The sequence below is a fragment of the Cupriavidus sp. 09_S30 genome (genome assembly GCF_056930435.1).
This window is the reverse complement of sequence record NZ_JBXOWI010000002.1, coordinates 2815338-2836243: the sequence shown is the minus strand read 5'-3', so window position 1 is coordinate 2836243 and position 20906 is coordinate 2815338. Positions and strand designations below refer to the sequence as shown.

Annotated in this window: 22 protein-coding genes and 3 pseudogenes; 11 read left to right on the top strand and 14 right to left on the bottom strand. The window is 61.4% G+C overall.

The features are described 5' to 3' along the window. Nucleotides 1-34: 34 nt before the first annotated feature. From AC1Z3O_RS32935 to AC1Z3O_RS32925, 3 genes are read right to left on the bottom strand one after another with little or no spacing between them, the layout of a single operon-like run. A complete protein-coding gene (locus AC1Z3O_RS32935; RefSeq protein WP_483521212.1) occupies nt 35-466 on the bottom strand; it encodes an NUDIX hydrolase in 432 nt (143 codons plus the stop codon). A 29-nt stretch (nt 467-495) separates the two neighbouring features. Further along, on the bottom strand, nt 496-906 hold the full coding sequence (locus tag AC1Z3O_RS32930; RefSeq protein ID WP_483521210.1) for a RidA family protein: 411 nt from the start codon (nt 904-906) through the stop codon (nt 496-498). Further along, nucleotides 903-1166 (bottom strand): hypothetical protein, encoded by a 264-nt coding sequence (locus AC1Z3O_RS32925; RefSeq protein ID WP_483521208.1) that lies wholly within the window; start codon nt 1164-1166, stop codon nt 903-905. The genes AC1Z3O_RS32930 and AC1Z3O_RS32925 overlap by 4 nt, the downstream gene beginning before the upstream one ends. A gap of 118 nt (nt 1167-1284) precedes the next feature. On the opposite strand from AC1Z3O_RS32925, the gene AC1Z3O_RS32920 reads away from it, so the two are divergent. Then, nucleotides 1285-1815, top strand: coding sequence for an NADPH-dependent FMN reductase (locus tag AC1Z3O_RS32920; RefSeq protein ID WP_483521207.1), 531 nt, complete (start codon nt 1285-1287; stop codon nt 1813-1815). 89 nt (nt 1816-1904) lie between these two features. Here AC1Z3O_RS32920 and AC1Z3O_RS32915 read toward each other — a convergent pair whose 3' ends face one another. The 3 genes from AC1Z3O_RS32915 to AC1Z3O_RS32905 all read right to left on the bottom strand — a co-directional run bounded on the left by AC1Z3O_RS32915 (nt 1905) and on the right by AC1Z3O_RS32905 (nt 5055). Beyond that, nucleotides 1905-3317 carry an amino acid permease gene (locus tag AC1Z3O_RS32915; protein WP_483521205.1) on the bottom strand — a complete coding sequence of 471 codons (1413 nt, stop codon included), beginning with the start codon at nt 3315-3317 and terminating at the stop codon, nt 1905-1907. A gap of 20 nt (nt 3318-3337) precedes the next feature. Beyond that, complete coding sequence (locus tag AC1Z3O_RS32910; RefSeq protein ID WP_483521203.1) at nt 3338-3667, bottom strand: hypothetical protein; 330 nt, start codon at nt 3665-3667, stop codon at nt 3338-3340. A gap of 62 nt (nt 3668-3729) precedes the next feature. Then, nucleotides 3730-5055 (bottom strand): NAD(P)/FAD-dependent oxidoreductase, encoded by a 1326-nt coding sequence (locus AC1Z3O_RS32905; RefSeq protein ID WP_483521201.1) that lies wholly within the window; start codon nt 5053-5055, stop codon nt 3730-3732. A gap of 285 nt (nt 5056-5340) precedes the next feature. Here AC1Z3O_RS32905 and AC1Z3O_RS32900 point away from each other — a divergent pair, with 285 nt between their 5' ends. Further along, nucleotides 5341-6042 carry a TetR/AcrR family transcriptional regulator gene (locus AC1Z3O_RS32900; protein ID WP_483521199.1) on the top strand — a complete coding sequence of 234 codons (702 nt, stop codon included), beginning with the start codon at nt 5341-5343 and terminating at the stop codon, nt 6040-6042. 62 nt (nt 6043-6104) lie between these two features. Here AC1Z3O_RS32900 and AC1Z3O_RS32895 read toward each other — a convergent pair whose 3' ends face one another. Together AC1Z3O_RS32895 and AC1Z3O_RS32890 are read right to left on the bottom strand one after the other, a co-directional pair. Then, nucleotides 6105-6587, bottom strand: coding sequence for a DUF4440 domain-containing protein (locus AC1Z3O_RS32895; protein WP_483521197.1), 483 nt, complete (start codon nt 6585-6587; stop codon nt 6105-6107). 312 nt (nt 6588-6899) lie between these two features. Continuing rightward, entirely contained in the window at nt 6900-7532 is a 633-nt protein-coding gene (locus AC1Z3O_RS32890) for a helix-turn-helix transcriptional regulator (protein WP_483521196.1), read from the bottom strand. Between the two features lie 67 nt (nt 7533-7599). Between AC1Z3O_RS32890 and AC1Z3O_RS32885 the strand changes: the two are divergent. The 5 genes and pseudogenes from AC1Z3O_RS32885 to AC1Z3O_RS32865 all read left to right on the top strand — a co-directional run. Then, nucleotides 7600-7734: pseudogene (locus AC1Z3O_RS32885) on the top strand (cation:dicarboxylate symporter family transporter); the annotation flags it as partial. Nucleotides 7735-7861: 127 nt separating this feature from the next. Beyond that, a complete protein-coding gene (locus tag AC1Z3O_RS32880) occupies nt 7862-8833 on the top strand; it encodes an ornithine cyclodeaminase family protein (RefSeq protein WP_483522120.1) in 972 nt (323 codons plus the stop codon). A 26-nt stretch (nt 8834-8859) separates the two neighbouring features. After that, nucleotides 8860-9828, top strand: a complete 969-nt coding sequence (locus AC1Z3O_RS32875; RefSeq protein ID WP_483521194.1) for a threo-3-hydroxy-L-aspartate ammonia-lyase — start codon at nt 8860-8862, stop codon at nt 9826-9828. Between the two features lie 80 nt (nt 9829-9908). Then, nucleotides 9909-10385, top strand: coding sequence for a YbaK/prolyl-tRNA synthetase associated domain-containing protein (locus AC1Z3O_RS32870; protein WP_483521192.1), 477 nt, complete (start codon nt 9909-9911; stop codon nt 10383-10385). Further along, nucleotides 10376-11080, top strand: coding sequence for an HAD family hydrolase (locus tag AC1Z3O_RS32865; RefSeq protein WP_483521190.1), 705 nt, complete (start codon nt 10376-10378; stop codon nt 11078-11080). Before AC1Z3O_RS32870 ends, AC1Z3O_RS32865 begins: the two co-directional genes overlap by 10 nt. A gap of 549 nt (nt 11081-11629) precedes the next feature. Here AC1Z3O_RS32865 and AC1Z3O_RS32860 read toward each other — a convergent pair. Together AC1Z3O_RS32860 and AC1Z3O_RS32855 are read right to left on the bottom strand one after the other, a co-directional pair. Continuing rightward, nucleotides 11630-12859, bottom strand: a complete 1230-nt coding sequence (locus tag AC1Z3O_RS32860; RefSeq protein ID WP_483521188.1) for a hypothetical protein — start codon at nt 12857-12859, stop codon at nt 11630-11632. A 363-nt stretch (nt 12860-13222) separates the two neighbouring features. Next, nucleotides 13223-13777 (bottom strand): annotated as a pseudogene (locus AC1Z3O_RS32855) (tyrosine-type recombinase/integrase); the annotation flags it as partial. Between AC1Z3O_RS32855 and AC1Z3O_RS32850 the strand changes: the two are divergent. After that, entirely contained in the window at nt 13774-14109 is a 336-nt protein-coding gene (locus tag AC1Z3O_RS32850) for a winged helix-turn-helix transcriptional regulator (protein ID WP_483521186.1), read from the top strand. The pseudogene AC1Z3O_RS32855 and the gene AC1Z3O_RS32850 overlap by 4 nt on opposite strands. Nucleotides 14110-14210: 101 nt before the next feature. Here the strand turns inward: AC1Z3O_RS32850 and AC1Z3O_RS32845 are convergent, their stop codons facing one another. Then, the gene (locus AC1Z3O_RS32845) at nt 14211-14588 is read right to left on the bottom strand and encodes a winged helix-turn-helix transcriptional regulator (protein ID WP_483521184.1); all 378 of its coding nucleotides are present in this window, start codon (nt 14586-14588) and stop codon (nt 14211-14213) included. Between the two features lie 70 nt (nt 14589-14658). On the opposite strand from AC1Z3O_RS32845, the gene AC1Z3O_RS32840 reads away from it, so the two are divergent. Then, nucleotides 14659-15510 (top strand): NmrA/HSCARG family protein, encoded by an 852-nt coding sequence (locus AC1Z3O_RS32840; RefSeq protein WP_483521183.1) that lies wholly within the window; start codon nt 14659-14661, stop codon nt 15508-15510. Between the two features lie 455 nt (nt 15511-15965). Here the strand turns inward: AC1Z3O_RS32840 and AC1Z3O_RS32835 are convergent, their stop codons facing one another. Together AC1Z3O_RS32835 and AC1Z3O_RS32830 are read right to left on the bottom strand one after the other, a co-directional pair. Next, complete coding sequence (locus AC1Z3O_RS32835) at nt 15966-16436, bottom strand: hypothetical protein (RefSeq protein WP_483521181.1); 471 nt, start codon at nt 16434-16436, stop codon at nt 15966-15968. A 714-nt stretch (nt 16437-17150) separates the two neighbouring features. After that, nucleotides 17151-17293: pseudogene (locus AC1Z3O_RS32830) on the bottom strand (transposase); the annotation flags it as partial. Between AC1Z3O_RS32830 and AC1Z3O_RS32825 the strand changes: the two are divergent. Further along, nucleotides 17277-17438, top strand: a complete 162-nt coding sequence (locus AC1Z3O_RS32825) for a hypothetical protein (protein ID WP_483522160.1) — start codon at nt 17277-17279, stop codon at nt 17436-17438. The pseudogene AC1Z3O_RS32830 and the gene AC1Z3O_RS32825 sit on opposite strands and share 17 nt — an antisense overlap. After that, nucleotides 17435-18103: an MlaC/ttg2D family ABC transporter substrate-binding protein gene (locus AC1Z3O_RS32820; protein WP_483521179.1), complete on the top strand. Its 669-nt coding sequence runs from the start codon at nt 17435-17437 to the stop codon at nt 18101-18103. Before AC1Z3O_RS32825 ends, AC1Z3O_RS32820 begins: the two co-directional genes overlap by 4 nt. 472 nt (nt 18104-18575) lie before the next feature. On the opposite strand, the gene AC1Z3O_RS32815 is transcribed toward AC1Z3O_RS32820, so the two are convergent. Continuing rightward, entirely contained in the window at nt 18576-20852 is a 2277-nt protein-coding gene (locus AC1Z3O_RS32815) for a nitric-oxide reductase large subunit (protein ID WP_483521178.1), read from the bottom strand. Between the last annotated feature and the right edge of the window lie 54 nt (nt 20853-20906).

The window sequence follows — 20906 nt, the reverse complement described above, 5'->3', positions numbered from 1 at the left end:
CCATGAAGCCGCATGTGAACGGTTCTTCTCCGACCTACGTGGCGAGGTGCGGCGCAAACTCCATAAGCCGCATCCCAATAGCCGACAGCGCATCCCTGAACAGCCAATGCCACCGATCCGACGGCGCCTGGCCCAAGGGATGCCAGAAGAACTGGAAGTCATGGCCGCCATCGTCCATCGTGTGATGCACCCATGTATCCGGCAGCGAACGGCTTGCCTCGCAGATGTGCAGTGACCAGATCTGGCCTTGATAGCCGGATTGCCAGAGCCCCAAGTCGACCGTAGCCACGCCATCGACGCCGGACTCTTCCCGCAGTTCGCGGACGGCGGCATCCGCCGGCTGCTCTCCGGCCTCGATCGTGCCCTTGATGATCTGCAAGCCAGCCAGGGGATGCTCGAATGCCAGGATTTCGAGGCAGTTCTGCGCGGTTCTCAGTACGACGGGACAGGCTTTGGTCGGCTTCATGGTGGATCCTCTTTTGGCGGTAGGGGCGCTTACTTCGCGGCCGCGACAGCCTTGATCTCGATGAGCAGGTTCGGCCGCGCGAGCGAGGCGACGCCCAGGATGGTCCAGGCCGGGAAGTCGCGCGTGATGTAGCGTTCCTTGATCTCACGGAACGCGGTCAGTTGCTCGTCGATGCGCACGTGGTAGGACACCAGTTCGACCAGATCCTCGAAGCCAAGGCCCTCGTGCGCCAGAATCGCGCCAAGCCGCTTGAATGCCAGGTCGATCTGCTCCTCTGCGCTGTCCGGCACGGTCCCGTCCGGGCGGATGCCGACCTGGCCGGCGATAAAGACCAGTCCGCCAGCCTTGACGGCGGGTGAGTACTGGAACAGGTCGAAGACCTTGTTGCTGCCGAACGTCGGATCGTTCTCGGGGAGGCGCAGCCGTTGGATATTGCTCATGTGTGTTCCTCGCTGGAAGAAGGAGGGTCTGATTGCCCGATGATGAGTTTCAAAGGATAGACGATGGCGCGCACCGGTACGCCGCGCTTGTTCACCTGCATCAGCGACTTGGGCGCATTGCCTTCGGCGGCCGTGCCGTAGAGGAGGCGCGCTGGTAAATCGCAGCGCGTTGGCAGGCGGCCATGGCTGGGGCTGTAGTAGGTGGCTGGCCTCCAGCAGGCGTCTGGCGAGATCGCCCAAGCGTCGCTAAAACCGGCCATGCAAAGGCGCGTCGCGTTTCTCTCGACATCGCTGTTATGCCCGTAGAATTGCAGCTGGCCCCTCGAAGGGAAGACGGGCCCGGGATGCCTGGGCCGCTTGGTATAGGATCTATTTGGTATGAAGGTCGTGGCGATTTCTGGAAGTGCGCGCGGGGAGTCCACCAACACCGCCTTGTTGATGGCAATGAAGGACATGGCTCCAGACGGCGTTGAATTGTCAGTTTTTCATCGCCTCGACGTTTTGCCTGTTTTCTCGCCAGACTCGGAGGGGGAGAAGACACCGCTAGAAGTGGTCAAGTTCTTGGAACTCGTATCCGCGGCTGACGGCATCATCATCTCAAGCCCAGAGTATGTCCGCGCGATTCCAGGCGGCCTCAAGAACGCAATCGACTGGATGGTCTCCCGATTTGAGGTTGTCGGAAAGCCCATCGCCTTGGCGCACGCGTCTCACCGTGGCGACGATATGTTGGCCTCGCTGAGGCTTGTGCTCTCGACAGTTAGCGATCGATTCCTGGAGCATGTGTTTCTGCGAATTCCTCTTATCGGAAAATCGCAAAGAGAAATTGCGACGTTGCTGCGTCTACCCCAGTATGAGGTGCAGATCACGGATTTCTTATCTAATTTCGCGGCGGCGGTTCATTCGAGATAGGCATCACAGCGTCGAGCTTGATGATGTCTAACGCACCCGACTTAGCAGACATTGGCCTCATCGGATGCGAAGAGGGGCGCATCACCTGATCAATCAATCCGCCCGATAGCTCCCACCACCGGCCCGCCACTCACCAGCGGCACCAGCCGATACACCCCATACACCACTAACACCCAAACCGGTATCGCCAGCGCCGATCCTCGAATGGCCGGCGTCAGCAACATCACGCCCACCACCAACGCCATCGCGGCCAGGCATAGATAGTTGGACAACGGTGTGAGCGGCGCGCGAAAGCGCGGCTGCGTATTCCCGGCATCAGCCGCCCGGCGAAAACGCAAATGCGCCACGATGATAGTCACCCAGGTAATGACGAGCGCAGCCACGATCAGCGACATCAGCAGCTCGATCACACCAGTCGGTGCCACATAGTTCAGCACCACACACAGCGCCGTAAAAATGCCGGGATAGACGATGGCGCGCACTGGCACACCGCGCTTGTTCACCTGCATCAGTGACTTGGGCGCATTGCCTTCGGCGGCCATGCCGTAGAGCAGGCGGCTGGAGCTGTAGACCATGCTGTTGTAGACCGACAGCGTGGCGGTGAGGATGACGAAGTTCAGCACGTTGGCGGCCAGGTGTTCGCCCAGGCCGGCGAAGACGAGCACGAAGGGGCTGCTGCTGTAGGTGTCGCCGCTTGCGCGTAGTTGGGCGACGAGGTGGTTCCAGCGTGTGAGCGAGAGCAGCACGGCCATGGAGCCGATGTAGAAGACCAGCACGCGATAGATGAGCTGGTTGATGGCCTTGGGGATGACTCTGCGCGGCTGGTCGGTCTCGGCGGCGGCGAAGCCGAGCATTTCCACGCCGCCGAAGGCGAACATGATGAAGGCGAAGGACATCACCAGGCCCGAGATGCCGTGGGGGAAGAAGCCGCCGTGCGTCCAGAGGTTGCTCACGGTCTGGCCGGGGTGGTCGGTGCCAGCCAGCAGCCAGGCGCCGGCGGCGATCATGGCGAGCACGGCGGCGATCTTGATCAGGGCGAACCAGAACTCGAACTCGCCGTAGGCCTTGACGTTGATGAAGTTGACGGCGTTGATCAGCACGAAGCAGACGGCGGCGGTGACCCAGGTGGGGATGTCCGGCCACCAGAACTGGACGAACTTGCCGACGGCCGTCAGCTCCAGCATGCCGACCAGTACGTAGAGCGCGACGCAGTTCCAGCCGGACAGGAAGCCGGCGAAGCGGCCGATGTAGCGGTTGGCGAAGTAGCTGAAGGAGCCGGCGTTGGGTTCTTCGACCAGCATTTCGCCCAGGAAGCGCATGATCAGGAAGATGATCAGGCCGCCGATGGCGTAGCCCAGCAGGACGGCGGGGCCGGCCAGTTCGATGATGCCGGCGGAGCCGAGGAACAATCCGGTGCCGATGGTGCCGCCCAGGGCGATGAGCTGGATATGGCGGTTCTTGAGCTTGCGCTCGAGCTGCGGGGAGAGGGAGGCGCTTTGCATGATCTGGTGCTTTACATGGCTCAGTTGGTGACGAAGAAGAGCTTGGCCTTGCTGCCGAAGTACTTCACCGTGGCGCCCTTGCGCAGTTCGATCACGTCGCCGGGCCTGCCTTCGACGCGCGTGCCGTCGCTGGCTTCGACGCCGAAGCTGCCTTCCAGCACCAGGATCACTTCGTCGTAGGTCAGCGTCTTGGGCTCGCACAGCGCCTCGTCCCAGTGGCCGAAGCCGCAGGGCAGGGCGGCGCCTTGGTCGTCGCGGATGGCCCAGGCGATCTCGGCCACGCCGTTGGCGGCGCCGCCGCGGTCCTTGGTTTCGATGGCGCTGCCGGGAATCAGTCGGATGGATGGCATTGCGATGTCTCCTCGCGTGTGTGGTGGATAAAGGAATGGGTTTGTCGAATGGCGGGCCGGCCTTATCGCTCCGCCCGTCCCCGCCAGATGTCCCAGCCGAGCGTGAGCGCGATGCCTAGGTCGCGCAGCGGGCGCGGCGGGATATAGCTGGCCTTGCCCTGGACCAGGAAGTCGTCGATCAAGGGGTTGCGCTCGCCCAGCGCCAGGTCGGCGATCAGCGTGCCGGCGGCGGTGTGGCGCACCACGCCGGAGCCGTTGCAGCAGGACGCCGCATAGACGTGGTTGCCTACCTGGCCGAAGGCGGGCGCATGGTTGTGCGAGATGGCCAGCCAGCCCATCCAGAAGTGCTCCAGCTCGAGATCCGCCAGTTGCGGAAAGCGCTGCCGCAGCAGTTGCAGGTGCATTGCCCTGGCGCCGGTACGGCGCGTCTCGGTGGTGCGCAGCGTCGGGGAGTGTTCGAAGCCCTGGCGGATCATCAGGCGCTGGTCGCTGGTGAGCCGCAGCGTGGAGCCGGCCACGCCGTGCGCCGGCGTGATGCCCCAGGCGGTGTCGGTGCCCAGCAGCTTCCGTTGCGCGGCGTTCAGCGGCTTGGTCAGGCTGGCGAACAGCAGCATCGGCACCTGCCGTTCCTTGAGGATGCCGAACGATTGCGAGAAGGCGTTGACCGCGACGATCAGCTTGCCGAAGCGGATCCGGCCTTGTTCCGTGCGGATGTAGCGGGCGGGCCCGTCGAACTGCACCTCGATGACGGGCGAGCGTTCGAACAGCTGCACCTGCGGGGGCAGGCTGTCGGCCAGCCCGCGCACCAGGGCTGCAGGATTCATCAGGTAGGTGCCCGGCGTGTAGACGGCCGCGTCGTAGTAGCGGGTGCCCAGGCGCTGCTCGATGTCGGCGCGCGCCAGCCATTCGTAGGGCTCGCCCCAGGCATCGAGTTGGGCGGCGTAGGTCTTCAGCGCCGTGGCCGAGACCTGCGGGGTGACGGCGGCGTGGTAGCGCCCGTCCGGCCGCCAGTCGCAGGCGATGCGGTGCTCGGCGATCAGCCGGTTCAATTCCCCGACGGCGAAGCGGTTGACGCGGATGGCGTCGCGCCCTTGCGCAATCGAGGCGGCCGAGGTGCCGGGCGCGTGGGGCAGGTCGATGGCGAAGCCGGAGTTGCGGCCGGAGGCGTTCTCGCCCACCGTGCCCGCCTCGACCACGGCGATCGAGGCGGCGGGCTGCAGGGTGGCCAGCCGGCGGGCGGCGGCCAGGCCCGCGTAGCCGGCGCCGATGATGACCCAATCGGCATCCCATTGCCCGGCCAGTGCCGGCTTGGGTTCCCGCGTGGGCAGCAAGGCACTCCAGCCATTGGTGCGGTCATCGTTGGGAAGGCGGTCTATGCGGTGCGACATGTGGCGTCCAGGCCCTGCAACGGGCTTGCGTTGGTCATCGGTTCCCTTAAATATAACAACAATAAAATATTATTGTATATTGATTGTACCGATGGACAGCGCGGGGCCAATTGGAGTAATTGGAGTAACGGCAGGGGTGGCCCGGAACCGGGCGACGCCGCGCGGACTGGCTTGCGGCGGGGAGGGCGCGAGGCGGCAACGCCTCTTCGCGCACGGCGGGCTTGGCTTGGCGCCGTGCCGGGTCAGGCCCGGCAAGCGCCGCTCAGCGGAGCCGCGATCCTACGGATGGCGCAGGGCAATCGAAGGCATCTATCATCACAGTTTGCAGTCTACGAAGGCAAGGATATGAGCACGTCGGCCACGCAGCGGCGAGGGCGCACACCCCAGAACGAAAGAGTTGAGGCAACGCAGCGCAAGATCATTGAGTCAGCCCTGCACCTGCTGCGCGAGGAGGGGTTCAAGGCCGCCACACTCCAGGCCATCGCGCGCGGCGCGGAGGTGTCGCTCGGCGCCTTGCAGCACCACTTCCAGAATCGCGATGCCTTGCTGGAGCGGTTGGTCGAGGAAGTGATGGAGCCGCTCGGTGACCAGGGCAGCGTTTGGCCGGACCCTGCACAGCCCTTGCGCGAGCGTGCCGAGGCCTTCGTCAATCGGGCCTGGCACCACATCTTCGGGGCCCGGCACTATCTGACGGCCTGGAGCCTGTTCTTCGGCGCCAAGTCCACGCCCACGTTGTTCGAGCGCATCGACGCCAAGCGCGCCAGCGAGGACCAAGCCTTTTTTGCCAAGCTGCTCGAAGTGTTTCCCGAGCTGAAAGCACACCATCCGCATCCGAAGGGCTTTGCGGCAATGGTCTTCGCCACGCTGCGCGGCGCGGGGGTGTTCGAGCTGTTCGAGGTGGAGGCGGCCGAGCGGGACGGGGAACTGGCGGCGCTGGTCGAGACCATTGTCCGCGCGTGCAGTCCTGCTGCGGTGGGACCGGACTGACGCGTGCAGCAGCGGCGCGTGTCAGGCCTGCCTTGCATCCGAAACTGGGGCCTACGCCTGCCTTACTTCTTCTCCGGCATGAGCGACGAGTGATGGCTCGTAATTAGCCATTGCGCACCATCCCAGCGATAGGTGTAGGTAAAGCGGGCTTTAGTGACGGCTCCCGTTTTTGCGAAGGTGAATGTGTAGAGCCCGGAATCAACTGCAGAGTTGCATCCCAGTTCAATGCTGCGGAAGTCAATCTTCCCGGACGGACGGTCTTGCAGGAAGTGATGGAAATAGTCCTCTTTCTCTGCGACTGTCAGGCGAGGCTTGTTGGATAGCGTCGGCAGAAGAATGGACCGTTCTGCATAGTTGGCCACCACCTTGTGTGGATCGCCTGTCAGCAGTGACTGATTCCATCGATCAAACAACGCCGCAATCTCCGGCTCTGACGTGGCCTTACAGGTTTCCGTGCGCGCCGCAGGCGCATTGCTTGGTGCGCCTTGGTTCATGGCACATCCCGAGAGCACGAAGGCCAAGACAGCAATGCGGTATAGCTTCATGGCAGAGGTCCAAAGGTAAGGGATTGAGAGCCGAGCCAAAGTTTATCGCTGGAGTATGGTACATCCTGCAAGCGTTAGCCAACTCCGCGCCCCCTCCACCTCGTCCCGGATCATGTCGGACTCCGGCGTTTCGATTCCAAGAACGCGCCGGTCATCATGGCCGGTGAATTAAAAATGGTTCATCGCCGATTTGCGGGGTGACTGAGATTCTTTGAAGGGTCGCAGAACGACCCATAGCGGAAGTCAGCCCAGGCGTGGCCAAGGTTTTATGGCTGGTAGTCGATGAAGTGAGGCCGCGCTCGCGGCCTCACTTCACTTTGCGTCGTTGTAGACGGTTGCCCGCGAGACGCCCAGATGCTGGGCGACCGTCTCCATGGAGCGCCGCAAGTCCAGATAGCCCTCTTCCCGGAGTGCAAGCATCAGCGCCTTGCGCTGGTCTGTGCGAAGCGCCTGAGGAGTCGTCGCGAGACCCACAGCAAACCGGTCGATCCGCTCCCGGATGGAGTCAGCCGTAGACGGGTCGAGCGATTCCTTCATGACATCGCTCTTGGGCAGCGAGAACTGCTCTAAGAGTGTCGTGATATTCCGGAACAGCGTAACGTCCACATTCAGGCAAAGGGACGCGAAATAGTGACCATCGGAATCCTTGATACCGATGGAAGTGCTCTTGGCCTGCCGACCGTCCGCGAAGCGGTTGGCATAGTTGGCGATGACTTGCGGATAGTTGTCGTCCGAAATTCGGGCCAGGCCCAATTCGGTCGCCGGGTCACCAACTTGTCTCCCCGACAGGTTGTTGTGAATGGCAAGAATCGCTTGCTTCGGCGAGCGCAGGTCGTGCAGCACGACCTCCGTAAATGGTGCCAACGTCTCTCCAAGGCCCGCGGCAATCTGCTTGACCTGCTCGAGTATGGCCTGTTGTTCTGCCGTAAGTTTCCCTTTACTCATGTTGGACGTTTTGTCTAGCTTTGATCGTATTGTAAGGGCACTTGGTGCGTCCAGTGTGAACCCGTGGAGTATCGGCACGCAAATCACGATGCTGCTCATCCTCATGGTCAGCAGCAAGGGCATGGCTGCCGTCCCGCGTGGGGCGCTTGTGGTGGTCGCGGCCGTCCTGCCGATGTTCAACCTTCCTGAGGCAGGATTGTTAGCCACCCGTCTCACGCTGCTGAAATATTGACAGTATGTCTAATATTAGACATACTTTTCTAGTGGATGCCCGCCCAGCATCACCAATGGCGGGCCTTCTCCAGTTCCAGATTTCACTGTTCCATCCCATGCCTACAGACGCCCAACTCCTTCTGCTCGACCGGGACACAGTCGAGCCTGCTCTCCAAGGCGACTCGGTTCTCGCTGCCGTGCGCGAAGCTTTCACGCTGCACAGTCAGCGAGCGGGAAGAGTATTCCCGGTTGTCCGTGAAAAGCTCCACACCGGTGGGGTGTTCGGCATCAAATCCGGCGATGTAGCAGACCAGGACCTTCTGGGTTTCAAGGCTGCCGGCTTTTGGCCCAGTAACCGCGCGCTTGGCGGAGAGCCTCACCAGGCGACCGTCGCACTGTTCGACCCGCACACCGGACGGCCGCTCTGCATCATGGACGGAAACGGCATTACGACCGCACGAACGGGAGCGGCTGGCGGCATAGGCCTACAGACCCTTGCGCGGCAGGAGAGCACTCGAATCTGCATCTTCGGCACTGGCGTCCAGGCTAAGGTGCAACTGCGATACGCGTTGAGGATGCTGCCGCAACGCTGCACCGTGCAATACGTCAGCCTCACGGGCCAACCCGAGCTTGAGTTTGAAGAGTCGTTCCGTGAAGTTTGTAGCATCGGCGTGGCACGGGACCGCAATGACGCCGTTTCCAATAGTGACGTGGTCATTACAGCGACACCGGGTGGAGCCGCGTTATTCGACGCAGATGCGGTGCGCCCAGGCACCCATCTCACCTGCGTCGGTGCAGACACGGCCGGCAAGCGCGAACTACCTGACGGCGTACTCCAGCGAGCACGCGTGGTTGTCGACGACTATGAGCAAGCACGCACGATTGGTGAATGTCAGTGGGCGTCCGACGTGGCAATCATTGAAATTGGCGACATCCTGAGCAACAAGGTACGGTTTGAGCGCGCCAAAGGCGACATCACCGTATTCGACATGACAGGCCTCGCGCTACAAGACCTGACGGTTGCGCGTTTCCTGTACCAGCAGGCTGTGGAAAAGGGCACCGGAACCCGCGTTGCATGGCCTTGGTAGATCAACACCTGATTAGCGGAATACACATGAATACTTTCGTTCTCCCAACCTACGCAGACGTTGAAGACGCTGCGGCGCGCGTCGCCGGCGTTGCGAATCGCACTCCTGTTCAGACCTCACGCACGCTTAACGAACTCATCGGCGCCGAGGTATTTCTCAAGTGCGAGAACTTCCAGAGAACGGGTGCTTTCAAGTTTCGAGGCGCCTTTAATGCACTGTCGAAGTTTTCGCCAGTGCAACGCCGGGCCGGCGTAGTGGCATTTTCTTCAGGTAACCATGCCCAGGGGATTGCGCTGTCGGCAAAGCTTCTCGCGATGCCAGCAACCATCGTGATGCCGCACGATGCGCCAGCCGCCAAGGTGGCCGCGACCAAAGGTTACGGCGCCAATGTTGTCTACTATGACCGGTACACGGAGGACCGTGAAGCCATTGGTCGTCGTCTAGCGCAGGAGCACGGGCTGACATTGATTCCATCCTACGACCACCCCGACGTGCTGGCGGGACAAGGTACGGCAGCTAAGGAGCTCTTTGAAGAAGTCGGCCAACTGGATTATCTGTTTGTTCCGCTCGGCGGAGGCGGACTGCTTTCTGGAACGGCGCTGTCAACACGAGCGCTGTCGCCACAATGTGTTTTGTACGGCGTTGAACCCGAGGCTGGCAATGATGGCCAGCAGTCGCTGCGCAGCGGCTCCATTGTCCATATCGAAACGCCAAAGACCATTGCGGACGGCGCCCAGACGCAGCATTTGGGAAACTACACGTTCGGCATCATTCAACGCGACGTGAACGATATCCTGACCGCTTCTGATGACGAACTCGTCAGCGCGATGAAGTTCTTTGCCACACGCATGAAGATGGTCGTCGAGTCGACAGGTTGCCTCGGTCTGGCCGCGGCGCTGAACAGAAAGGACGAGCTTAAAGGCAAGCGCGTCGGCGTTCTGATCAGCGGCGGTAACATTGACCTCGAGCGATTCTGTTCGCTTGTCGCTGTCTGATGTTTCTTGGCCAGTCTCCATGGGCAGACGGGCCCCGTTGTTTCTTGCGGCCGATGCGGAACCACGGCTTGCTGAATGTCATGTCTACTCTCTACGAAAACCTAGTCTCCTTGCTTGACCGAGAAGGCGCAAATTTTCGAGTCATCGAGCACCCGTCGGAAGGACGCTCCGACCTTGTCGCGGCAGTTCGCGGAACGGAACCAGGGCAAGGCGCGAAGGCCATGCTCTGCAAGAGCAAGGACGATGATCAGCACCTGATTCTCGCCATCCTGCCGGGAGACAGGAAGCTGGACTTCAAGAAGGTCGCAACGGCCGCCGGCATCAAGAAGGCAACGCTGGCTTCCGCGGGGGAAGCGGAGCGGGAAACCGGTTGCGTCATCGGGGCAATCCCTCCCTTCACATTCTCCTCCCGGATTGACTTGATCGTAGACCCGGGCCTCACCGCTACCTTCAGCGAAATCGCGTTCAACGCCGGTCGACTCGACAGGTCGATCGTGCTCGACTCCGCGGACTATCTGCGGATTGTGCAGCCGACATTGCAGCCGCTATGCGCCTGAGGAAAGTCTCCGCCATCTCGTTCGACCTGGACGACACGCTGTGGCCCTTTCAGCCGGCGGTAGAGCGCGCGGAAGCGGCGCTCCACGCGTGGCTGACTACACACGCGCCGAAGACGGCGGGCATCCTGCCAACGCCACAAGCACTCAAAGGGCTTCGTGATGCTTACGAACTTGCCCGCCCTGACCTGGCAGGCAACTTCCAGGCACTACGCATCGGCTCGATCCGACACGCGCTTGACCTCTCAGGCGACGATGTGACCCTGGCGGACGCCGCCTACGATGTGTTCTTCAGTGCTCGGCAAGAAGTGGAATTTTTCGAGGACGTCTGGCCGGCGCTCACCTGGCTGAGCACCCGCTTCCCTCTGGTGGCGGTAACGAACGGTAACGCTGACCTCCGGCGCACCGGAGGAAGCGAGTTCTTCCGCGACACGTTGAGCGCGCGGGCACTCGGTATTGCGAAGCCAGAGGCCGGCATCTTCCTCGCCGCTGCCAAAGCTGCCGACGTCCCTCCGAATGAGTTGCTTCACGTGGGCGATGACCTACATCTCGACGTTCTGGGAGCCCTGAATGCGGGCCTGCAGGCGCGCTGGTTGCTGCGGCAGGGTAACCATGCCCTGGCCGACGAAGACGCCAAGCACGCTCACCTCGCGGTCCGGGACTTGTCGGAAGTTTGCCGAGCGCTTGGTGGCCCCTAAGCGGTCCGCCCTCTCGAGGCGGAGGGCCCTTTATCCGAAAGCTACCATTCATTCTTCTAGTAGCTTTGACCGCTTATGGCCGGTCTCGGACGGCGGTTCGTCGCGATACCGGCGCGGCCTTCACCTGATCGGCGGGCTGATCGCTGGTCGCAATCGATGGCCAACAAAAAAGCACCTTTACAGGTGCTCGGCGCGTTCAGCCCTTGATGCGTCCGAACCGGGTCAGCGTTCCTGATCCGGTTCGGGCTTGCAGGTTGTCGACCTGCCACGATCACATTCCATCTAGGACACATGATCGCCTTGCTGACCTACCTTCGCTTTGCCACTGCGTGTCTCAGTCAGCACTTAAATTATAGGGCAGCCGATGGTTGGGTCAACCCGAACCTGGCTTTTCCGCCGTGCGACCAGGCGCAAGTCAGATATAGGCTGGCGCATGTGACCGGTTGCTCACTGGCTCTTGCCGACCCGAAGCGGACCCTTGGGTCTAGCAAAAGCAGACACCCGTAGGCGCTAAGAAAGGATGTTAGTAGGCCGCGTCGGATGCCTCCTTCATCTGGCTGTTGTAAGCCGACCGACCCACGTGCAATTCGGCCCGACGTTGCCATAGGGACGCGTTCCGCTCAGCACCATAGTTGCCCCGTCGCGCACCATCAGAAACACTGCTGCCGGGTGCTCCGCTTGGCAAGCAGGTAGAGGAACGTTCATTTCCTGATAGCCACCCGATGTTTTGTCCAATTGGTACAGGTGAATCTGACCGTCAAGAGCGCATGCGACCATCGCATCCCCGTTCGGAAGCGCTGCTAGCGTAGGTCGACAACTCTTCCATTTCGGGGTTTTCCCCGTTGCCACGAGCGCGGTGTCGGGCAACGCCGCACTCCAAAGAAGTCTGCCATCCAGCGCCACTCGCGCGATTGCGACGGATTTCTCAGTGGATGGATTGCTCGTGCTTGTTGCGATATAGACAGCATCTCTGGTAACAGCGACCGAAGGAAAGGCAGTCACGATATCGGAGCTAAATGTTCCGACTCGCGTCCTGGACAGTTCTTTGCCTGATCCGTCTAGTATCCACGCCGTCAGATAGTTCAAGTCTTCTTTGTTTGCACCGGGGTTGGTCGCCTCGAAACCGACGACGACGAGCCGACCTTCGGGCAGCGATGCGACTACGTTGTCATGGTTCCAACCACTCTTTCCGAGGTGACGCTCCCACACCAGCCGACCATCCGCAGCGATCCTTGCCAGCCAGCCATTCGATAAGTCATGTCCCAAGACTGTCACGTCTCCGGTCGGCATCGCCGCGATGCTCTCTATATCCTTCTGACCATCGTTACCGTAGGTTCGCTCCCATAGGGGATTCCCGCCGCGGTCGAGCTTCGCGAGATATGCATCGCTGTGCGGCGCGCTTGCGATATCCAAATGGCTATTGCTTGCACCACCGACCCACACAACCTCGTCGGGTCCTAATGCCAGTGCATCGATGACTCGCTGTCTTGGCGCTTCCTCGTGTACTAGTAGGCCCATCAGCCAACTCGACTTTGGCGGCGGGCGCACGCGTTCGAGCTTAAGGCCAACAACAGCGTTAGGTCCGCTTCGCTCAGCGTCGATAAGCAAGACTTGAGAGCGTCCTTGCCGGGTTATCTGCGTGGCAAGGAACACAACACGCCCGTCGGGCAGCATTGCGCCTTCAGATAAAACGAGTCCAGTGTCCGTCTCGATAGTAGACGTCGTTCCGACGGGAGGCGGTTTTTCGCCGGTGATTGGTGTTGACCAGATTACTTCCAATGAAGGCGCTCGCGGGGCCGCCACGGACGCCGGCGCAAAGGCAGCAGCGCAGGTTACGCATCCTCCAACGATGGCGCCGAACATTCTTATGATTTTGATGTGCACGGCTTCGCCTCACGCATGGGGTTAATACGGACCCATGGCGGCGCTGCAAGCGGCCTGGATCCTCAAAGCTATTACTTTAGCCATAGATCTCCGATCGTCCGTGTCCTATCCCTCACATCTGAGACGATTAGCGGCTGGTCATACAGCGCCTGCACTGAGAGACGGGGCGATTTCCCGGGGGTGAACGTCGGCTATGAGGAGTCGTTCGCGACTGAGCGGTCATGGCCGGCAAGCGCCTCCCGCCGGCCAAGCCTCTGGTTACACTTCGGTTTGCTCCGCCATTTCGAGTGCGTCATCCACTTCGATGCCAAGGTAGCGCACTGTGCTCTCAAGCTCGGTATGCCCAAGGAGCAGTTGAACGGCCCGCAGATTCTTCGTGCGGCGGTAGATCAGTGATGCCTTGGTGCGTCGGATGGAATGAGTTCCATAGACTGAGTCGTCCAAGCCAATGGAGGCGACCCAGCGATGGACGATCCGCGCGTACTGTCTAGTCGAAAGGTGCGGTGATGCGTGCAAGCAGCTCGGAAAGAGATAGTCGTACAGTTTGAGTCCACGGGCGTGAATCCAACATTGGACGCTCTCGCGAGTCTGTTCGGTGGTCTCAAACTGTACTGGACGCTGAGTTTTCTGCTGCATCACCGTTGCGCGGGTACCAACCTGGTTACCTACGCAGATGTCCTGCACGCGCAGGCGGGTTAGGTCGCACGCACGCAGCTTGCTGTCAACTGCAAGGTTGAACATCGCCAGTTCGCGAACGTTCGACGTGAGCTGAAGCCGGGTTCGAATCGCCCATATCTCGTTCAGCTTCAGTGGCCCGCGTAGGTGAGAAATGGAGCATTCTCATCATCATGTTTTTAGCCGGTGGCCCTCGTCGATTTACCGAAATCAAGCGTGCTATCAATGGCATATCACAGCGAATGCTGACGCTTTGCTTGCGTGGACTGGAACGCGACGGCCTCATCAAAAGAACGGTTCATGCGGTGATGCCGCCACATGAACTGACACCGCTTGGGCGTTCGCTCACAGAGCCGGTAATCGCATTGGGGAACTGGGCCAACAATCATATTCCAGATATTGATGCCGCCAGAGAAGCATTCGACGCACAAGAGAACATCCAGCGTAATTCACCGATGCCATCGAAGTAGGCGTGCGACGGCAGATTCTCCCTATCCATGCCCGATTCATCGAAGGTGGTCATGTGCAGTTATTTAATAAATGACACCACCTTTAATTGCCGCGCCTGCATTTAGTTTCCGGTATTGCGCGGCAGGCGCGCCCATTCTGTCAATGCCAGGAAAATGGGTTTAAGAGCGCGGGCATGATCCGTTAGTGCATATTCCACCCTTGGCGGAATTTCCGCGTAGGAAGTCCGGTTGACCAGTCCATCCGCTTCCAGCGCACGGAGTTGCGCCGTGAGCATGTGCTGGGTGATTCCCGGTAGCGCCTTGCGTATCTGGCCGAAGCGTAGCGGGCCTTCCAGCAACACCCACAGTATTTCGACCTTCCATTTGCCGATGATCGTACCGATGGCTTGGCGGAACTCGTCCAGTTCTGCTTCCGTCGGCGGACAGTGCTGCACTCCGGGGGGATTGGTATGGGTATTCATACTGGTCTTCTTTTTCATCCTACTTGTTCAATTTCATAAAGCAGTCGATATTCATACTATCAAAACAGTCGGTTTGCATACTATGAACTTGAGAACAATCGTCGTCCTGGGAGCCACAGGACAACAAGGCGGTGCGGTAGCTCGCTCGCTTATCACCGATGGCCGCTGGAAGGTTCGCGCTCTATCCCGCAATCCCGATTCCGATACGGCACGCCGACTGGTTGCCAGTGGCATCGAAGTCGTTGCCGCAGACATGGACAACCCCGCTTCGTTGCAAGCAGCCTTCGCCGATGTGCATGGCGTGTTTTCCGTGCAGGGAACCGACCAGGGCGGCGAAGTCGAGATCCGGCGCGGCATCGCCGTGGCTGATGCCGCACGGGCTGCCGAAGTGGCGCACTTCATCTATTCGTCCGTGGGTGGAACCGAGCGTCGTTCGGGTGTGCCGCATTTCGATAGCAAGTGGCGTGTCGAGGAACACATACGCCATCTTGACCTGCCCGCCAGCATCGTTCGCCCGGTCTTCTTCTTGGATAACTTCGTGAAGCCATCCTTGCGCATGGTATTGCTGGCGCTGTTGCGCAGCTATGTCCCTACGGGGAAGCCGCTGCAAATGATTGCCACAGCCGACATAGGCAAGTGGGTCGCGCACGCTTTCGCGCACCCCGAAGCCTTCATTGGCAAGGCCGAGGAAATCGCCGGTGATGCGCTGACCCGCGCGCAGATCGTCACGGCCTTCAAGCGCCACGGTTGGTCGGCTGGACTTCCGTTCCCCGTTCCCAGGCTGCTGCGGCCACTCCCCTATGACGTTCGCAGGATGTTTGAGTGGTTCGGCGAAGCCGGCTACACGGCCGACATTTCTGCACTGAGGGCACGGCAGCCTGGCCTGCTGACTTTCGATGCCTGGCTCGCTGCGCAGGCTGGCGTGCGATCGACGTCATGACGCCCCCGTGGCCTGGAAGCGGGCCGCAGGCAGATTCACCACACCCATCTCGAAAAGGACAGACCACGCACAAGAACGTATATACCCCGGAAAACGCTGCGCTGGCCCGTCAGCCTTCCTTTGTTCCATGGAACTTGGCGACTCGGGTGGAGAGGGACGGTTTCCATGATGGTCTCCTTTCAGGTGAAGGGGAAACCGAGTCTGCGCCTTCGTCCCGCCAAGAGGCGTGGAGTGCTCAGTGAACATTGTCCGATGCGCCCGCGCTCATGGATCATGAACTGTCGTGTTTGATGCGCATCGCTCAAAGGGGGCAACTCTGCGTTGTCAGGATTGGAGCGGCATGAACTTGTCCCGATCTTGTGTCGCGCCCGCCGGGTGCTCAGGACATGCAGCGGCTAGCGCCGACCCGTGCCACCGGGGGTAGCCCAGGGCGCTGACGCCGCCTGCACGCGGTGTCACGCCCCGCTGACGCGCTGACAATGTTCGCGAAACCAGCGCTCCAGCCCCTGCTGCGCGCCGGCCCAGGTCGGCACCTCGCCGACTGCGCCGGGCGTCAGCCCGAGGCTTTCCCACGCCGAGTGCAAGAGTTGATCGACAGGCTTCCAGGAACGCCCCCCCAGATTCTGCGGCTCCAGGACAACGTCGTGCGCCTCGATCCACGCGTAAAGAGCTCGCCGGTCTTGCTCCGAGGGCAACTCGGCCGACTGCAGCGCCCGTGGCGAGGGCCTGCCGATCGCGGCCGCTTCCAGCCACGCGGCCAAGGCACCACCCAGCGGCTGCTCGGCCAGTATGGCTGACAACGCGACGCCCCGGCGCAGGTCCGCGAGCAGGTAAAGGCAGGCGCGCGGCGGCGTCTGCCCGCGAAAGAGCGTGCAGTGGAGGGCCCAAGTACGGGCGGAGGGCAAAGGGGACGTCTGCGGGGACATGGGCGATAACTGGAGAGCCGCTTCCTTTCGCAAGCAAAGCTCGCGCCGGCCGCGATGTCAAGCGCTGGCCACTCTGGCGTCTGCTCGCGGGGGCGCATGCTTTGCATCGAGTGCCTGTTGCCCCGGCGCTTCCCCACGCGCACCACCGGGGGAAACTGCATGATAGCCAGTCCGTGCGTCGCTAGCCGGCGCACGCCTCTTCGGGCCGACACTGCCAAGACGCTCGTGCCGGAGACTTTCCATGCGTCGCCCGCTCCGCATGGGCTCGGTTGCCGAGCCCATGCAATGGGATACCTCGCGCATCTGGGTGCGATGCGGAACTCCATTCCGCCACTTCGAAGATCCTCTCTGGCAAGCTGATCAAGTGCAATGATTCAATGCCCGTGGACGCCATTGCCCGCGGAGCGGTTTAGCTCAAAGCCTTTCTTGCCTAGCGAAGACGGGAAGCGCACCGCCCCCTCGCAGATCATTACGCCGTCTCCGCTGCGCAAAAAATCCTCAGCCTCATCCCTGTTGCTGGAAGTAATACTGCGGCGCGCGCGATTGGGAGTTGGGGTGGCGAGGGGGGGGGCCTCCTGTGCGTGCCCGGCACGCGTGTTGCGAGAGCGAGCGCCGGTCGGCTCTTCCCGACCCGGAACGGACCTCGGCCCGCCGCTAGCCAATCGTCTTTTCCCAACCCTCAACGGACGTTGGGTTAAGCACCACTGAGTCGGCCGCTTTCTTCATGCGGACCTTCAGTGAAGTGCCGGATCTACCGTCCTTGGCCACCACGTGAAATAGGTCATAGACTACCTCGGCCGCGGGCAATGCAGGCGCACCTCCAGGTCGTGAGCCGTATTCATGTCCATGACTAAGGCGGGACGCAATCAACTGAAAGAGGCTTTCGGCGCCGTGGATGCAGAACTGCAGGCGCACTACGCGAAGCCGCTGGTCGAGGCCGCGAGCCATGCCGTCACGCATCGCGGGCGGCTGGGACAATCTCGAATGCGAGGTCTGCAATGATGCATATTTGCCGAAGCACCGTCGTCCGTTGTGCACTCGTCATCTCGATGGCCGTCGTGGCCGGGATCGGATTGATATGTGCACCCGAGGACGCGCACTCCACGCAGATCAACGATCAGACCGACCCGCAGACCCTCATTGAAAGCGCGACCCAGCAAATACTGGATGAAGTGCGAAACCAGGCGGTCAAGCCTGGCGATGTGCCCCACATCATGGATATCGTGAACCGCGACATCCTCCCGTACACCGACATTCACCGCACAACGCAGTTTGCGATGGGCCGCCACTGGCGCACCGCGACGCCCGACCAACAGGACCAGGTGGTCGAGCAGTTCAAACAACTACTGATACACACGTATTCGGGAGCGCTCGCGCTGCTCAAGCCCGGCCAGAAATTCCAGTATCCGCCGTCGCGCATAGCGCCGACAGAAAGCGATGCAGTGGTGCGTACGATCGCGGAAGGCGACAACGGTCCCGTGGAAATCGACTATCGGCTGTATAGATCGCCGCATGGCTGGCGCGTGTATGACCTGAACGTGCTCGGCGCGTGGCTGATTCCGACCTATCGGCAGCAATTCAACGAAAAGATCCAGCAAAGCGGTGTCGATGGGCTCATCCGGTTTCTCACCGACCGCAACAAGCAGCTTGCCTCCGGCAAACCGTGATGCATCGCCGGGCGGAACGCCTAGGGCCTGGCCGTGAGTGTTGCCGTGTAAATCCTTGCCGGCTTCAGGTCCGCTAAAAGCCACTAAGCACCACTTGGACCCAATCCGGGAATCATCCCTCACGCCATCTGGCTGATCGTCTTGAGATTGCGCAATTCGGGGGACCAGAGAGACGGGGCGTGGCATCGAGGTCTCAACTTGAGACGTACGTGGATCCGGTACGGAGCAGCAGCTCTCGGATCGATGGTGTCTCGGCGCAGCTACGCTTTTCTTCAATACCTGCTGTTTGGATGGCTCCGTCATTCATTGGCTGAGGCTCAGATGACTGAGATTGGCCGAACTCTGCCGTCGGACTACGAGCTCTCCCCCGGAAATCGGCGATGAACTCTAAAAATCCCCTGCCTTTCGGCAGGGGATCGATTGCACACCGGGGTTCTCCCTCCCATCGAAAGACGGGGAGAGGCTACAACTATCAGTTCAACGCTGGCTGTACGGCCCCCTCAGCCACCGCGGTCTTCCCGGCAAAGAGTGCCAGCACCACTTGCCATACCAGCGTCAGCGCGCCCACCAGGAACACAACGTCGCCGAAGGTGCGCGTCCAGCGCAAGGTCTGCAGGAGCGGCTGCTGCATGAACGCCTCGCTGCGCGAATACCACGTCCCATACTCGACACTGGCCAGGAACTGGATGATGCCAACCGGCAACAGGCTGGTCCCGATCATCAGCGCGAGCCCGGCGTTCATGCCCCAGAAGGCAACCTTCATCCACGACTCATTCAGCGTATGGCCCGGGCGGATGTAGCGCAGCACCAGCAGCGTGAAGCCCAGCGCGAGGAAGCCATACACCCCGAACAGCGCGGCATGCGCGTGCACCGCCGTCGTGTTCTGGCCCTGCACGTAGTACAGCGAAATCGGCGGATTGATCATGAAGCCGAACACCCCCGCACCGAGCATGTTCCAGAACGCCACCGCCACAAAGAACATCAACGGCCATTTGACGGCAGCCATCCACGGTGCGCGGTCCTTCAGGCGCCAGTTTTCCCAGGCTTCGTGGCCGAGCACGATCAGCGGCACCACTTCCAGCGCACTGAATGTCGCGCCGATGGCCATCACGGGCGTGGTCGCGCCGGAGAAGTACAGATGGTGGAAGGTTCCCGGCACGCCGCCAAGCATGAAGAGCGAGGCAGAGGCGAGGCTTGCGGTGGTTGCCATCCGGCGCGACACCAGACCCAGCGTGCAGAAGATAAAGGCCAGCGCCGTGGTGGCGAACACTTCGAAGAAGCCCTCCACCCACAGGTGGACCACCCACCAGCGCCAGTACTCCATCACCGTCAGGCTGGTGCGCTCGCCATAGAACAGGCCCGCACCGTAGAAGAGGCCAATGGCGCCGACCGATGCGGTCAGCAGCGCCAGCAGGTTCCGATCGGTCCCGCGCTTGAGCAGCGGCGGCACCACGCCACGCAGCATCAGCACCAGCCAGATCAGGATGCCGGTGAACTTGCCGATCTGCCACAGGCGGCCGAGGTCGACATACTCATAGCCCTGATGGCCGAGCCAGAAGTTCAGCTCCGGCGGCAGCTTCTGCGCAATGGCGAGGTAGTTGCCGGTGAAGGAGCCCACCACCACGACGATCAGCGCCCAGAACAGCACGTCTACGCCAAGCTTCTGATACTTCGGGTCCTTGCCGCCGTTGATCAGCGGCGCGAGGAACAGCCCCGCCGCCAGGAAGCCCGTGGCAATCCAGAACAGTGCGCTCTGAATATGCCAGGTACGCGTGAGCGAGTACGGGAACCACTGCGAAAGATCGATCCCGTAGAACTTCTGGCCTTCGACCGTGTAGTGCGCGGTGAAGCCGCCCAGCAGCACCTGGAAGCCGAACAGCGCCACCACGACGAACAGGTACTTGCCCAGTGCGCGTTGCGAGGGCGTGAGGGCAACGCTCGTCAGTGGATCGCGCGCAGGCGCGGCTGGCAGCGGCTCGTCTTCCCCGCGCAGGAACGACCACGCCCACACCAGGAAGCCCACACCAGCGAGCAGCACCACCACACTGACCACCGACCACACCACGTTCTCGCTGGTCGGCTGGTTGCCGATCAGGGGCTCGTGCGGCCAGTTGTTGGTGTAGGTGGCCGTGGCGCCGGGACGCTCGGTGGCCGCCGCCCATGCGGTCCAGAAAAAGAAGTGGGTGAGCTGCTCGCGACGCTGCGCGCTCGGCAGCGTGTTCTCCTTCATGGCGAAGCTCTCGCGGGTCTTGTGCAGGGCGGGCGAGTCGGAGAAGAGCTGGTCGTAGTACTTCGCGGCCTCGGCCATCGCCTGCGCGCGGCGCGGCGAAACCGTGAGGACGCCATTGGCGTCGGTGCGGTTGCCGCGATATTCCATGCGCAGTTCCTCGCGCAACCCGGCCTGCTGTGCCGGCGTGAGCTGCGCATAGGGCTTGCCGTAATCCTTCTGCGCACCCAGGTCGAGCCAGGCGGTCAGCTCGCGGTGCAGCCAGTCGGCTGTCCAGTCCGGTGCCTGGTAGGCGCCGTGACCCCAGATGGAGCCCAGTTGCATGCCGCCCACCGATTGCCAGGCCGTCTGGCCGTCGAGGATGTCGTCGCCGCTAAAGAGCGTCTTGCCTTCGGTAGTGACCACCTGCTTGGGCGTCGGCGGCGCCTGCCGGTAGATCTCGACGCCGAAGTAGCCCAGCAGGGAAAACGTGACCGCCAGCACGGCGATCAGCAGGAACCATAGTCGCTTGTATTGGCCCATGATCGATTTCTTGTGGTGTGGTGTTCGCCTTCGCTGCGGAGATGACCCGCAGCG

Coding starts and splice junctions, on each gene's coding strand:
- AC1Z3O_RS32935 (WP_483521212.1), bottom strand. CDS start 466: ATGAAGCCGACCAAAGCCTGTCCCGTCGTACTGAGAACCGCGCAGAAC.
- AC1Z3O_RS32930 (WP_483521210.1), bottom strand. CDS start 906: ATGAGCAATATCCAACGGCTGCGCCTCCCCGAGAACGATCCGACGTTC.
- AC1Z3O_RS32925 (WP_483521208.1), bottom strand. CDS start 1,166: ATGGCCGGTTTTAGCGACGCTTGGGCGATCTCGCCAGACGCCTGCTGG.
- AC1Z3O_RS32920 (WP_483521207.1), top strand. CDS start 1,285: ATGAAGGTCGTGGCGATTTCTGGAAGTGCGCGCGGGGAGTCCACCAAC.
- AC1Z3O_RS32915 (WP_483521205.1), bottom strand. CDS start 3,317: ATGCAAAGCGCCTCCCTCTCCCCGCAGCTCGAGCGCAAGCTCAAGAAC.
- AC1Z3O_RS32910 (WP_483521203.1), bottom strand. CDS start 3,667: ATGCCATCCATCCGACTGATTCCCGGCAGCGCCATCGAAACCAAGGAC.
- AC1Z3O_RS32905 (WP_483521201.1), bottom strand. CDS start 5,055: ATGTCGCACCGCATAGACCGCCTTCCCAACGATGACCGCACCAATGGC.
- AC1Z3O_RS32900 (WP_483521199.1), top strand. CDS start 5,341: ATGGCGCAGGGCAATCGAAGGCATCTATCATCACAGTTTGCAGTCTAC.
- AC1Z3O_RS32895 (WP_483521197.1), bottom strand. CDS start 6,587: ATGAAGCTATACCGCATTGCTGTCTTGGCCTTCGTGCTCTCGGGATGT.
- AC1Z3O_RS32890 (WP_483521196.1), bottom strand. CDS start 7,532: ATGAGTAAAGGGAAACTTACGGCAGAACAACAGGCCATACTCGAGCAG.
- AC1Z3O_RS32880 (WP_483522120.1), top strand. CDS start 7,862: ATGCCTACAGACGCCCAACTCCTTCTGCTCGACCGGGACACAGTCGAG.
- AC1Z3O_RS32875 (WP_483521194.1), top strand. CDS start 8,860: ATGAATACTTTCGTTCTCCCAACCTACGCAGACGTTGAAGACGCTGCG.
- AC1Z3O_RS32870 (WP_483521192.1), top strand. CDS start 9,909: ATGTCTACTCTCTACGAAAACCTAGTCTCCTTGCTTGACCGAGAAGGC.
- AC1Z3O_RS32865 (WP_483521190.1), top strand. CDS start 10,376: ATGCGCCTGAGGAAAGTCTCCGCCATCTCGTTCGACCTGGACGACACG.
- AC1Z3O_RS32845 (WP_483521184.1), bottom strand. CDS start 14,588: ATGAAAAAGAAGACCAGTATGAATACCCATACCAATCCCCCCGGAGTG.
- AC1Z3O_RS32835 (WP_483521181.1), bottom strand. CDS start 16,436: ATGTCCCCGCAGACGTCCCCTTTGCCCTCCGCCCGTACTTGGGCCCTC.
- AC1Z3O_RS32825 (WP_483522160.1), top strand. CDS start 17,277: ATGTCCATGACTAAGGCGGGACGCAATCAACTGAAAGAGGCTTTCGGC.
- AC1Z3O_RS32820 (WP_483521179.1), top strand. CDS start 17,435: ATGATGCATATTTGCCGAAGCACCGTCGTCCGTTGTGCACTCGTCATC.
- AC1Z3O_RS32815 (WP_483521178.1), bottom strand. CDS start 20,852: ATGGGCCAATACAAGCGACTATGGTTCCTGCTGATCGCCGTGCTGGCG.